Origin of the sequence: Pseudomonas sp. NPDC096950 (assembly GCF_044762525.1) — a bacterium.
In the GTDB taxonomy this organism is placed as follows: Bacteria; Pseudomonadota; Gammaproteobacteria; order Pseudomonadales; family Pseudomonadaceae; genus Aquipseudomonas.
In genome coordinates this window covers 268,312-279,928 of record NZ_JBIWEL010000003.1, presented here as the reverse complement: position 1 = coordinate 279,928, position 11,617 = coordinate 268,312, and the positions used below count along the sequence as shown (strand labels likewise).

The 11,617-nt window shown below is 59.2% G+C and carries 11 protein-coding genes; 7 read left to right on the top strand and 4 right to left on the bottom strand.

Translation table 11 applies throughout. From position 1 onward, the window contains the following. The first annotated feature begins 269 nt into the window (after positions 1–269). On the top strand, positions 270–668 hold the full coding sequence (locus ACIQY3_RS08365; protein WP_403018477.1) for a carbohydrate-binding module family 20 domain-containing protein: 399 nt from the start codon (positions 270–272) through the stop codon (positions 666–668). Between the two features lie 72 nt (positions 669–740). On the opposite strand, the gene ACIQY3_RS08360 is transcribed toward ACIQY3_RS08365, so the two are convergent. Beyond that, positions 741–1,631 carry a LysR family transcriptional regulator gene (locus tag ACIQY3_RS08360; RefSeq protein ID WP_403018476.1) on the bottom strand — a complete coding sequence of 297 codons (891 nt, stop codon included), beginning with the start codon at positions 1,629–1,631 and terminating at the stop codon, positions 741–743. A gap of 121 nt (positions 1,632–1,752) precedes the next feature. Between ACIQY3_RS08360 and ACIQY3_RS08355 the strand changes: the two genes are divergently transcribed. From ACIQY3_RS08355 to lldD, 3 genes are all read left to right on the top strand, one after another. After that, positions 1,753–3,474, top strand: coding sequence for a GMC family oxidoreductase (locus ACIQY3_RS08355; RefSeq protein ID WP_403018475.1), 1,722 nt, complete (start codon positions 1,753–1,755; stop codon positions 3,472–3,474). Positions 3,475–3,532: 58 nt separating this feature from the next. Then, the gene (locus ACIQY3_RS08350) at positions 3,533–5,155 is read left to right on the top strand and encodes an MFS transporter (protein WP_403018474.1); all 1,623 of its coding nucleotides are present in this window, start codon (positions 3,533–3,535) and stop codon (positions 5,153–5,155) included. Between the two features lie 228 nt (positions 5,156–5,383). Continuing rightward, complete coding sequence (gene lldD, locus ACIQY3_RS08345) at positions 5,384–6,529, top strand: FMN-dependent L-lactate dehydrogenase LldD (RefSeq protein ID WP_403018473.1); 1,146 nt, start codon at positions 5,384–5,386, stop codon at positions 6,527–6,529. 138 nt (positions 6,530–6,667) lie between these two features. Here lldD and ACIQY3_RS08340 read toward each other — a convergent pair whose 3' ends face one another. From ACIQY3_RS08340 to ACIQY3_RS08330, 3 genes are all read right to left on the bottom strand, one after another. Continuing rightward, positions 6,668–7,036 (bottom strand): DUF427 domain-containing protein, encoded by a 369-nt coding sequence (locus tag ACIQY3_RS08340; protein WP_054052884.1) that lies wholly within the window; start codon positions 7,034–7,036, stop codon positions 6,668–6,670. 274 nt (positions 7,037–7,310) lie between these two features. Continuing rightward, positions 7,311–8,720, bottom strand: a complete 1,410-nt coding sequence (locus ACIQY3_RS08335; protein WP_403018472.1) for a serralysin family metalloprotease — start codon at positions 8,718–8,720, stop codon at positions 7,311–7,313. Between the two features lie 149 nt (positions 8,721–8,869). Beyond that, positions 8,870–9,703 (bottom strand): oxidoreductase, encoded by an 834-nt coding sequence (locus ACIQY3_RS08330; RefSeq protein ID WP_403018470.1) that lies wholly within the window; start codon positions 9,701–9,703, stop codon positions 8,870–8,872. Between the two features lie 206 nt (positions 9,704–9,909). Between ACIQY3_RS08330 and ACIQY3_RS08325 the strand changes: the two genes are divergently transcribed. The 3 genes from ACIQY3_RS08325 to ACIQY3_RS08315 all read left to right on the top strand — a co-directional run bounded on the left by ACIQY3_RS08325 (position 9,910) and on the right by ACIQY3_RS08315 (position 11,524). Further along, positions 9,910–10,809 (top strand): AraC family transcriptional regulator N-terminal domain-containing protein, encoded by a 900-nt coding sequence (locus ACIQY3_RS08325; RefSeq protein ID WP_403018769.1) that lies wholly within the window; start codon positions 9,910–9,912, stop codon positions 10,807–10,809. A 76-nt stretch (positions 10,810–10,885) separates the two neighbouring features. Next, positions 10,886–11,215: a DHCW motif cupin fold protein gene (locus tag ACIQY3_RS08320; RefSeq protein ID WP_403018468.1), complete on the top strand. Its 330-nt coding sequence runs from the start codon at positions 10,886–10,888 to the stop codon at positions 11,213–11,215. Between the two features lie 168 nt (positions 11,216–11,383). Further along, positions 11,384–11,524 (top strand): hypothetical protein, encoded by a 141-nt coding sequence (locus ACIQY3_RS08315; protein ID WP_403018466.1) that lies wholly within the window; start codon positions 11,384–11,386, stop codon positions 11,522–11,524. Positions 11,525–11,617: the final 93 nt, after the last annotated feature.

Below are 11,617 nucleotides of genomic sequence, written 5' to 3'. Positions count from 1 at the left end.
AGCGATGGGTTATCAAGCGCTCGATCAGGAAAAGTTGGCTACTGTCAGAAATTACAGGTCGGGATGATTTTCGGATAAACGGTTGGGGCCGAAGGCGACTTCATCCTCGTGATGCAGCTGTCGTAGGCGCTGTCGCGAGCAAGCTTGATTTTAAATAAGTAACTTTAAAACTATCGCCAAGCGTTCTAATGAACTGTCATTTATGACAGGTCACACTCGGTTTTTCCGGGAATAAGCTGAACCCACTGGATTGAATTGAGGTGTTCACCATGTCTCGCGATTATTACCTGTTACCGCTGGGCGCTCTCTTGTTGGCGATGCTGCCGGTGTTCCGCGATGCCCAAGGTGGCCAGTGGACGCCGATCAGAGACGAAGTAACCTTTCAGTGCGACAACGGCGTCACGACACCGGGCTACAGCGTGTATGTAGTCGGCAACCATCCGAACTTGGGAAACTGGGATCCGACCCAAGCCATAAAGCTCGATCCTGCTGCCTACCCTACATGGACCGGCAAAGTACTTTTTCCAGGTGCGGACGACGGCAAAGAGGTGGAATGGAAGTGCATTGTGCGCAACGAAACCGTACCGACTGACGTGCAGAAGTGGCAGGGCAATCCCAACAACATCGTTAAGTTGGCTTTTACTGCAAAGAGTGTCGGAACGTTTTGAGGGGTGAGTGGGATTAAAAGATCGCAGCCTCGTTTCACTCGACAGCTCCTACAGAGGGATTGCGTAGACGGGTTAAGTTGGGCCCAGCAGCAGATCCTGCTCGCGCTCACACAACTCCACCACGTAATCCCACAACACCCGCAACCGCACCGACTTGTGCAACTCCCGCCGCGTACTGATCCAGTAACTGCGCTGAATGCTCTCATCCGGAAACAACGGCACCAGTTCCGGATCGGCACTCGCCATGTAACACGGCAACACCGCAATCCCCGACCCCGAACGCGCCGCTTGTTGCTGGGCGATGACGCTGGTGCTGTGGAACACGACCTGGGGGTTGCGGCAGAAGTTGTTGAGGAACATCAGTTCCTGGCTGAACAGCAAATCATCGACGTAGCCGATCCACGCATGGCGGCCGAGGTCTTCGCGGCTGTTGATGGGTGGCGCCTTGTCGAGGTAGGCCTGGCTGGCGTAGAGCGCCAGGCGATAGTCGGTGAGTTTGCGCGTGACCAGCATGTCGGCGGCCGGGCGTTCGAGGTGGATGCTGATTTCGGCTTCGCGGTTGAGGATGCTGACGAAGCGCGGCACGGCGACCAGTTCCACTTCGAGGCCGGGGTAGCGTTCGAACAGGCCGTTCATGCGACTGGCGAGGAACATGATGCCCAGGCCTTCGGTGACGCCGACGCGGATTTTGCCCAGGGGCGCGGTGGATTGGGTGATTTCTTCCTGGGCCAGCAGCGCGACGTTTTCCATGGCTTCGGCGTGTTTAAGCAGCGCTTCTCCCGCCGGTGTCATTTGATAGCCCTGGGCATGCTGCACGAACAGCGCAGTGCCGAGGCTTTTTTCGATGGCCTCGATGTGTCGGGCCACGGTGGCGTGGGTGGTGTTCAAGCGCCGGGCGGCGGTGAGCAAGCGGCCGCTGCGTTGCAATTCGAGAAAAAACCGCAGGTCATTCCAATCGAACATCAGGCTTCCTTAGGGCTAAGCTGTCTGAAAACGCACAGCGGCTGCGCAAAAACTAACATTCTTTATACGAAAGCTAACAACTAGGATGAAGCCCAACAACAAAAACAATTAGAGGTCAGGGATGCAGACTTCCCTCGATGAATACGACTACATCGTGGTCGGCGCCGGGCCGGCCGGGTGTTTGCTGGCCAATCGATTGTCGGCCAACCCGCAACACCGGGTGCTGTTGCTGGAAGCCGGCGGCCGCGATAACTATCCGTGGATTCATATTCCCGTGGGTTACCTGTTCTGCATCGGCAACCCGCGCACCGATTGGTGCTTCAAGACCGAAGCCCAAGCCGGTCTGCAAGGACGAACACTGAGCTACCCTCGAGGCAAAGTGCTCGGCGGTTGTTCCTCGATCAACGGCATGATCTACATGCGCGGCCAGGCCGGCGACTACGACGGCTGGGCGGCGGATGGCAATCCGGGCTGGTCCTGGAAAGACGTGTTCCCGCTATTCAAACAAAGCGAAAACCACTTTGCCGGCGACTCGGAATTCCACGGCGCCGCCGGAGAATGGCGGGTCGAGCGCCAGCGGCTGTCATGGCCCATTCTGGATGCGTTTCGGCGCGCTGCCGAGCAAAGCGGCATCGCCAGCATCGATGACTTCAACCAGGGCAATAACGAAGGCTGCGGTTATTTCCAGGTCAATCAGAAGGCCGGGATTCGCTGGAATGCGGCCAAGGCGTTTCTCAAACCGATCCGCCATCGCGCCAATCTCACGGTGTTGACTGACGTTGAAGTGGATCGCGTGTTGCTGGAAAACGGCCGCGCTTCGGCGGTCCTCACCCGCTGGCAAGGTCAGGCGAAATCCTTCAAGGCGCGCAAGGAAATCGTCCTGTGCGCCGGCTCCGTCGGGTCGCCAAGCATCCTGCAACGCTCCGGGATTGGCCCGCGTCCGCTGTTGCAGCGCCTGGGAATCGGCGTGGTGCATGAGCTGCCGGGGGTTGGCAGCAATCTGCAGGATCACCTGCAACTGCGGCTGATCTACAAACTGGAAAACGCCCGCACACTCAATCAAATCGCCGGCACGGTGTGGGGCAAGATGGGCATGGGCCTGCGTTATCTGTATGACCGCAGCGGGCCGTTGTCCATGGCGCCGAGTCAGTTAGGGGCATTTGCACGGTCGGGGCCGGAGCAGGCTTCGGCGAATCTTGAATATCACGTGCAGCCGCTGTCGCTGGAGCGCTTTGGTGAGCCATTGCACCCCTTCCCTGCGTTCACGGCGTCGGTGTGTGACCTACGGCCGCAGAGCCGTGGGCGGATTGAAATTCGTAGCACCGATCCACAGGAAGCGCCGCTGATTCAGCCTAATTATTTGAGCCATCCCGAGGATTTGCGGGTGGCGGCGGACGCCATTCGCTTGACCCGGCGCATCGTTGCAGCACCGGCGTTGGCGGCGTTCAAACCGGTGGAGTATTTGCCCGGTGACAGTTTGCAGAGTGAAGAAGAATTGCACGAAGCGGCGGCGCGGATTGGCACGACGATTTTCCATCCGGTGGGTACTTGCCGGATGGGCAACGATGCGGATGCGGTGGTGGATGCACAGCTCAAGGTCCATGGCATTCCTGGCTTGCGCATTGCCGATGCCTCGATCATGCCGCGTATCACGTCGGGCAACACGTGTTCGCCTACGCTGATGATTGCCGAGAAGGCTGCGCAGTTGATGCTGAACCCTACTGCACACATCACCCCTGTGGGAGCGGGCTTGCTCGCGAAGGCGCCCGGCCAGTCAACGGACATGTTGACTGACACACCGCTTTCGCGAGCAAGCCCGCGCCCACAGGGGATTTTCATCTGATTCACGGACACGCAACACCAGTGGAACAACAAAAACAATCACTGTGAGGGATACCGATATGTCAGAACACGTTCAGCCCCTGGAAGCCACGCGCAGCGCCGGCACCAGCAGCGATACCCGCAAAGTCATCTTCGCCTCGTCCCTGGGGACGGTGTTCGAGTGGTATGACTTTTTCCTTTACGGCGCCCTCGCGGCGGTAATCAGCAAGCAGTTCTTTGCCGGGGTCAACGACACCACGGCGTTTATCTTCGCGCTCATGGCGTTCGCTGCGGGCTTCATCGTGCGGCCGTTCGGTGCGCTGGTGTTCGGTCGGTTGGGGGACATGATCGGGCGCAAGTACACCTTCCTCGCGACCATTATCCTGATGGGCCTGGCGACGTTCTGTGTCGGGTTGCTGCCGACTTACGCCAGCATCGGCATCGCTGCGCCGATCATCCTGGTGCTGCTGCGCATGCTCCAGGGCCTGGCCCTCGGTGGCGAGTACGGCGGCGCCGCGACTTACGTGGCGGAACACGCGCCGATCGGTAAGCGCGGCTTCCACACCAGTTGGATTCAATCCACCGCGACCCTCGGCCTGCTGCTGTCGTTGCTGGTGGTGCTCGGTTGCCGCTACTTCACCGGTGACCAGTTTGAAGTCTGGGGCTGGCGCATTCCGTTTCTGTTTTCCATCGTGCTGCTGGGCATCTCGACCTGGATTCGCTTGAGCCTGCACGAGTCGCCGGCCTTCGTGAAAATGAAAGAAGAAGGCAAGCTGTGCAAGCAGCCACTGCGGGACTCTTTCGGCAAATGGGAAAACCTCAAAGTCGTACTGATCGCCCTGTTCAGCATCAACGCCGGGCAAGCGGTGACCTTCTATGCCGCGCAGTTTTACGTGCTGTTTTTCCTCACTCAGTTCCTGAAAATGGACCCGGCCCTGGCCAATAGCCTGCTGATCGTCAGCGTGATTATTGGCGCGCCGTTCTTTATCTTTTTCGGCTGGCTGTCGGACAAGGTCGGGCGCAAACCGGTGCTGATGATTGGCCTGTTGCTGGCCACCGCGCTGTACTTCCCGATCTTCAAGAGCCTGGCTCACTACGCCAACCCGGCCGTGGACCAGGCCAGCCAACAGGCGCCGATCACTGTCCTGGCCGACCCGGCCACCTGCACCTTCCAGTTCGACCCGGTGGGCAAGGCGAAATTTGATAGCCCGTGCGACAAGGTCAAGACCTTCCTGGTCAAACAGGGCCTGCCTTACACCAGCGCCGCCGCCCCGGCGGGCGCAGGCGTGCAGGTCAGCGTCGGCGACGTGAAAATCGATGGCTACGACGAATCAGCCCTGCGCGGCGCGATCACTTTGGCGGGTTATCCGTCCCAAGCCGATACCCAATTGATCAACAAACCGATGATCGTGGCGCTGATCGTCGCGCTGATCATCATTTCCGCCATGTGCTACGGCCCGCTGGCCGCGCTGATGGTCGAACTGTTCCCGACGCGCATCCGCTACACCTCGATGTCCCTGCCCTACCACATCGGCAATGGCTGGTTCGGCGGGTTCCTGCCGACGGTGTCGTTTGCGTTGGTGGTGTACACCGGGGACATCTTTTATGGGCTGTGGTACCCGGTGGTGATTACCGGGGTGAGTTTGATCGTGGGGTTGATCTGCTTGCGCGAGACGAAGAACGTGGATCTGGATAAAAACTGAATGTCCATGGCAATAAACACCCGGTAATGCGGGTCTCTACAATCCTGTGGGAGCGAGCTTGCTCGCGATAGCGGTTTAACATTCAGCAGGTATGTCGCCTGCCAGTCCGCCATCGCGAGCAAGCTCGCTCCCACAGTTTTTGCGCTTGATCGGCATTTCCCGTAACCCCTTGTATTTCGTTAAGCTCGATGAACTCTTCAGCCCCGCCATCCCACAGACCGAGGCACCATGATCATTTCATCTGCATCCGACTATCGCGAGGCGGCACGTCGCAAACTTCCCCGATTCCTGTTCGATTACATTGATGGCGGCGCGTATGCCGAGCATACGTTGCGGGCCAACAGCGCCGACCTGACCGGCATCAGCCTGCGTCAGCGCATTCTGAAAAACGTCGAAACCCTGAGCCTGGAAACCACCCTCTTCGATCAACCGCTTTCAATGCCGATCATTCTGGCGCCGGTGGGCCTGACGGGCATGTTCGCCCGGCGCGGTGAAGTGCAGGCAGTCAAAGCAGCGGAGAACAAAGGCATCCCGCTGTGTCTGTCCACGGTGTCGGTGTGTTCGATCGAGGAAGTCACGGCGCACAGCCAACAATCCATCTGGTTTCAGCTGTATGTGCTGAAAGACCGGGGCTTCATGAAAAACGCCCTGGAACGGGCGAAGGCCGCCGGGGTGAAGAACCTGGTGTTTACCGTGGACATGCCCACGCCTGGCGCGCGCTACCGGGATGCACACTCGGGGATGTCCGGCCCGTTCGCTTCGTCGCGACGAATGTTGCAGGCGATGACCAAACCTGACTGGGCGTTCAACGTTGGCTTAATGGGACGTCCCCACGATCTGGGCAATATCTCGAAGTACCTGGGCAAAGCCGTGACCCTCGAAGACTACATGGGCTGGCTGGCCAATAACTTCGACCCGTCGATCAGTTGGAGCGATCTGGAGTGGATTCGTGAGTTCTGGAAAGGCCCGATGATCATCAAAGGGATTCTCGACCCGCAGGATGCCAAGGATGCAGTGAGCTTTGGCGCGGACGGCATTGTCGTGTCGAACCACGGCGGGCGACAACTGGATGGCGTGCTGTCGACGACCAAAGCGTTGCCGCCGATCATGCAGGCCGTGGGCAATGACCTGACCGTGCTGGTGGACTCGGGGATTCGCTCGGGGCTGGATGTGGTGCGGATGCTGGCGCTGGGGGCGAAAGGTGTATTGCTGGGGCGCTCCATGGCTTATGCGTTGGCGGCCGATGGTCAGCGTGGGGTGGAGAATATGCTGGATATTTTCGCCAAGGAAATGCGCGTAGCCATGACGTTGACCGGGGTGACGTCGATTGGGCAGATTGATGAATCGACGTTGGTAAATATGTATAAAAACTGAAGCCAACCTTTGTGGCGAGGGGGCTTGCCCCCGATGGGTTGCGAAGCAGCCCCAAAATAACGGGACTGCTGCGCAGTCCATCGGGGGCAAGCCCCCTCGCCACAAGCAAGCTCCCTCGCCACAGGGTCAGCGCCACAATCACTCAAAATTTTCGATGATCTCGAACTTCACTTGATCCGGATAAAAAGCCACATAGTTACGAATCTGCTCCACAGACACCTTCGGATTCTCATAACTCCACACCGCGTTGGCGCCTTCGTGCCCCGGAATCTGCAAACTGAAATAACTGGCATCGCCCTTGTAAGGGCAATAACTGGTGTGATCGGTGCGGGCAAAATACTTTTCGTCGATGTCTTCGCGCGGGACGTAATACACCGGAGGATAGTTGGCCTCCAGCAGCACCAGCGACCGCGCGGAGGCGGCCACCTGGATACCGTGGAACTTCACCAGCAGGCAACCGGGTTGCTCGGCGATGGTGATGACAGGACTGGGACCGGAGCTTTTCATGGAAAACGTTCCTCATGACGGTGATGGACCTGTAGGAGCAAAGCTTGCTCGCGATGAACGAAAACGCGGTGTGCGGCAGCTTTCAAAAATCTGTGACCACGACTGTCAGGTATAACGCATGTTTGGACTTTGCGACTGCTTCGCAGCCGAACGGGAGCAAGCTCCCTCGCCACAAAATCAAAAGATCGCAGGCTTCGGCAGCTCCTACAGGGGAACGCGTACACCTGTAGGAGCTGCCGAAGCCTGCGATCTTTTGATCTAGCCTTTTTTCAAATCAAGCGACGATATCCGTCGCCGCCGCCTGCCCCACCGTCCCCACCGCAAAATCCACCGCTCCATGCCCGGTCAAATCCACCATCAGACTGGTCTGGTTGGTCTGCGCAAAATACGTGAGGATCGCGTCGCCGGCATGCCCGGTAAAACCGCCAACGAAGTTCAGCGTCGCCGCGCCCGAAGCAAATTCGGCGATGCCCGACAGGTCGATCTTGTCCTGGCCGCTGGTGAAATCCATGATCCAGTCCGGTGCGGTCATGGTCGAATCGCTGGCCGCGCCAAACACGAAGGTGTCTGCCCCCGCCCCGCCCCACAACGAATCACCGCCACCGGCACCGTAGAGGATGTCGTTGCCGGCCCCGCCTTCCAGACTGTTCGCCACCGCGTTGCCGATCACCAAGTCATTGCCCGAACCGCCGACCGCGTTTTCCAGGGTCACGCCATGGGCGATGGAGACGTTGCCGACGAGACCGCCAACATCGGAGAACGAACCTGCGTTGAGGTTGATCTTCTGGTTCTGGCTGAAACCGGAGAAGTCCAGGGTGTCGTTACCACCGCCGTCCCACACAGAAAACACCACTTTCGAGGCGGCCGAGGTGGCGCTGTAGAAGTCCCGTTCGGCGTTGGAATTGAAGCCATAAACCGAGTCGCTGGCGCGGGTTTCGAGGTTGGCGCCGTAGAGTTTCTGCACCGCGACGATGTCGTCCAGCAACGGCGCAGAGGCGTAGGCAACGCTGCCGTCCTTGCTGAAGTTCTGGTGCGTATTGCTTTCGCTCCAGTAGCTCATGAGGCTGTAGCCACGGGTGTCCTGGGCGTAGGTCACGTCGTTGTAGGTCGGGTTGCCGTTGCCGGCGTTGTACACGCCAGGGTGCGACAGGCCCAGGGTGTGGCCGATTTCGTGGGTCAGTGTCTGGCGCCCGTAGTTATTGGTGTCCGGGGTTTTGTTGACCAGGTATTGGTCGTTGATCATGTACCAGGACTGGCCATCGTACTGGCTGCCCTGTGGCAGGTAAGCGAACGCCGCGCCGCCGGTGTTGTTGCTGTAGTTGCCGAAGGTCATGTGACCGTCGCCGCCAGCGCCTTCGGTGAAGGTGACCTTGGCCACGTCCGACCAGGATTGCATCGACAGCACGGCCTGGGCTTTTTGCTGGGCGCTGAACTCGCTGAACGTACCGAGGGCCGGGTTGTAGTTCGCTGGCTTTGACGTCAGAAAGGTGTAGCTGAGATCGATCTTGCCGTCGGCATTCTGGTCATGCCAGGACGCGCCTTTGCGCAGGATCTGGTCCGCCGCCTGATCAGCGGTGAACGACGGCTTGCCGTTCACCAGTGCGCTGCCGCCACGGTCGTACAAGTGGCTGAAAGTGTCGACCGTCGAGTAGGCGTCACTGGCCCGGGATTTTGCTTGAGACATTGTTTACGTCCTTGTTCAAAGTAGTCAGTTTCCGACAGACCACGACGATCCCTTGGCGAGATTGTCCTGTCACTCGCCCCATTGCAGGCGCGGTGAAACTGACACAGCTTGAAACGTGGCGCTAATCAATTTCTCGATAGCACTTCGGCTCAACCGTCGGTGGATCGCGTGACCGCCTCCCACGCTTCAAGCTCCTGCGTCATGGCCACCAAGCGTTCGCGTACCAGTTGCAGGGCATCGCTGCCTAGCAACAAATGCGCAGGTGGTGAGTCGCTGGCGATCAAGGTGAGCATGGCGCGCGCAGCTTTCACCGGGTCGCCCAACTGCTTGCCGCTTTTGTTCTGGCGCGCCGTGCGGATCGGGTCGAAGGTCGCGTCATAGTCGGCGATGCTGCGCTCGGAGCGGCGCATCGAGCGCCCGGCCCAGTCGGTGCGAAACGAGCCCGGTGCCACAGCGGTGACGGCAATGCCAAACGGTTTGAGTTCCTTGCTCAAGGTGTCGGAAATGCCTTCCAGGGCGAACTTGCTGCCGCAGTAATAGGCGATGCCGGGCATGGTGATAAAGCCGCCCATGGAGGTGATGTTGATGATATGCCCGGCCCGACGCTGGCGGAAAAAAGGCACGAACGCCTTGGTCACGGCCACCGCGCCGAACACGTTGACGTCGAACTGCTGGCGCATCTCTTCCAGAGCCGACTCCTCGAAAATCCCTTCATGGCCATAACCGGCGTTGTTGACCAACACATCCACCGGCCCGAAGGTGCTTTCAACCTCGGCGACGACGGCATCGATGGCGCCGAAGTCGGTGACGTCGAGGCAGCGACCGAAGGCGTTTTTCGAAGGGTGCTGTTCAAATTCGATGCGGGCGGTTTCGTTGCGCACGGTGCCGATCACTCGGTGGCCTGCGGCCAGGGCTTCGTTGGCCAGGGCCCGGCCGAAGCCGCTGCTGACGCCGGTGATGAAGAGGGTCTTTTTCGTCGTCATGGTCGCGTTCCGCCGTGGGTTGTGAAGTTGTAGCCATGATAGGGAGGCAGCCTTGATGGCTGAACGCCGATTACTGTGGGTGTTTTGCCTAATCCTATGAGCTGATTGATTTACCGCGTACGGCGGTTCACATTCGAGCTAGTGATATCGCACGAGGAATAAATGTGAGCGCGGCACAGGTTGATCAAAACGATGACCAGCGACGAATGATCACGTTGCTGACGAAGCTCGCCCCGGACGAGGGTTACAACCTGACGGCACTGCCGGATGTCCGTTTATTGCGCTGCAACCGTCCGCTGACGCGCACGCCGGTGCTCTACGATCCGGGCATCGTCATCGTCTGCCAGGGCAGCAAGCGGGGGTATTGGGGCGACGCGACTTACCTCTACGACGCCCAACATTATCTGGCCGTTGCCGTGCCCGTGCCGTTCACCATGGAAACCGACGCCAGCGCCGAGGAACCGCTGTTGGCGATCTACTTTCATTTGGACTTCAATCTCGCCGCCGACCTGATGCTGCAACTCGACGACCCGCACACCGCCGAGCCCAAGGGCATGTACGCCTCGCCGATGGAGCCGCCCTTGAGCCAATCCGTGCTGCGTTTGCTGGAAGCCCTCGACTCGCCGCTGGATAGCCGCATTCTTGGGCCGTCGCTGGTGCGGGAAATTTACTATCGGATCCTGACCGGCGCCCAGGGCGGCTCGATGCGCGCCGCCCTCACCGCCCGTGGCCGCTTCGGCCGAATCTCCCTGGCCCTGCGGAAAATCCACGCCAGCCTTGGCGAACGGCTCGACGTCGAACAACTGGCCTCGGAGGCGAACATGAGCGTGCCGACCTTTCACACACACTTCAAAGCCATTACCCACACCTCGCCGATGCAGTACCTGAAATCCACCCGCCTGCACCAGGCCCGGCTGTTGATGGCGCGCAATGGTTACAGCGTGGCGATGGCGGCCTCCGAAGTCGGCTATGAAAGCGGCTCGCAATTCAGCCGCGAGTTCAAACGATTATTTGGCAGGACGCCCACCGATGAAGTGGCGCGGATGAAAGACGCGTTTGCCTTGCCACCACCGATGCAGGATTCGGTGTTTGTGTCATCGCATTGAGCCATTTCCTGACCTGCCACCTTCCGCTACAGTGCCGCCCCATCGCTTCGGCAAGAATCACACCCAGGAGAGCAAAATGGACATTGCAGGCATCCCCTTTGGCACCACCGACTGGACTCACATCGAACCCACCGAACACCCGGGAGAAACCGGCAGCGCTCTGTGGCGCACGCAACAGTTCGGGGCGATTCGGGTGCGTATCGTCGAATACACACCGGGCTACCTGGCCGATCACTGGTGCTCCAAGGGCCATGTGTTGTTTTGCCTTGAAGGGGAACTGCACACCGAGTTGGACGATGGCCGCCAATTCGTGCTCAAACCCGGCATGAGTTACCAGGTCGCGGACAATGCTGAAGCGCATCGGTCCTCAACGTCCACTGGCGCCAGATTGTTCATCGTCGACTGACACCCACGGTTGTCCTGAGGTGAATCAGGGATTTGTGAACCACCACAATTCCCTTATGGGAGCGGGCTTGCTCGCGAAGAGGCCGGCCCATTCAAAAATGATGTCGTCTGACACTCCGCCTTCGCGAGCAAGCCCGCTCCCACACTGAATCACGGCGATATGGGCCAGGTGCAAATCAGTGGCCTCTACCACGACCGGTTCGAACATCGGGACGGTCTCTGGGCCTTTAACGAACGCCGCTTCGAACTGCACTTCCTGACGCCGCTGGCGGGATGGAAAGCGATTGCAGGTTCGGAAGCCTCGGCCTGATCCTCAGTCATCATCGGCAACCTTTTATCTGTATATCCATACAGATAAAGGTTGCTCCAATCAAAATCCCTGCGCATTCTGTTCACCTTCTTC

Excerpts from the sequence above, each read along its gene's own strand:
- ACIQY3_RS08365 (WP_403018477.1), top strand. The coding sequence starts at position 270 with ATGTCTCGCGATTATTACCTGTTACCGCTGGGCGCTCTCTTGTTGGCG.
- ACIQY3_RS08360 (WP_403018476.1), bottom strand. The coding sequence starts at position 1,631 with ATGTTCGATTGGAATGACCTGCGGTTTTTTCTCGAATTGCAACGCAGC.
- ACIQY3_RS08355 (WP_403018475.1), top strand. The coding sequence starts at position 1,753 with ATGCAGACTTCCCTCGATGAATACGACTACATCGTGGTCGGCGCCGGG.
- ACIQY3_RS08350 (WP_403018474.1), top strand. The coding sequence starts at position 3,533 with ATGTCAGAACACGTTCAGCCCCTGGAAGCCACGCGCAGCGCCGGCACC.
- lldD (WP_403018473.1), top strand. The coding sequence starts at position 5,384 with ATGATCATTTCATCTGCATCCGACTATCGCGAGGCGGCACGTCGCAAA.
- ACIQY3_RS08340 (WP_054052884.1), bottom strand. The coding sequence starts at position 7,036 with ATGAAAAGCTCCGGTCCCAGTCCTGTCATCACCATCGCCGAGCAACCC.
- ACIQY3_RS08335 (WP_403018472.1), bottom strand. The coding sequence starts at position 8,720 with ATGTCTCAAGCAAAATCCCGGGCCAGTGACGCCTACTCGACGGTCGAC.
- ACIQY3_RS08330 (WP_403018470.1), bottom strand. The coding sequence starts at position 9,703 with ATGACGACGAAAAAGACCCTCTTCATCACCGGCGTCAGCAGCGGCTTC.
- ACIQY3_RS08325 (WP_403018769.1), top strand. The coding sequence starts at position 9,910 with ATGATCACGTTGCTGACGAAGCTCGCCCCGGACGAGGGTTACAACCTG.
- ACIQY3_RS08320 (WP_403018468.1), top strand. The coding sequence starts at position 10,886 with ATGGACATTGCAGGCATCCCCTTTGGCACCACCGACTGGACTCACATC.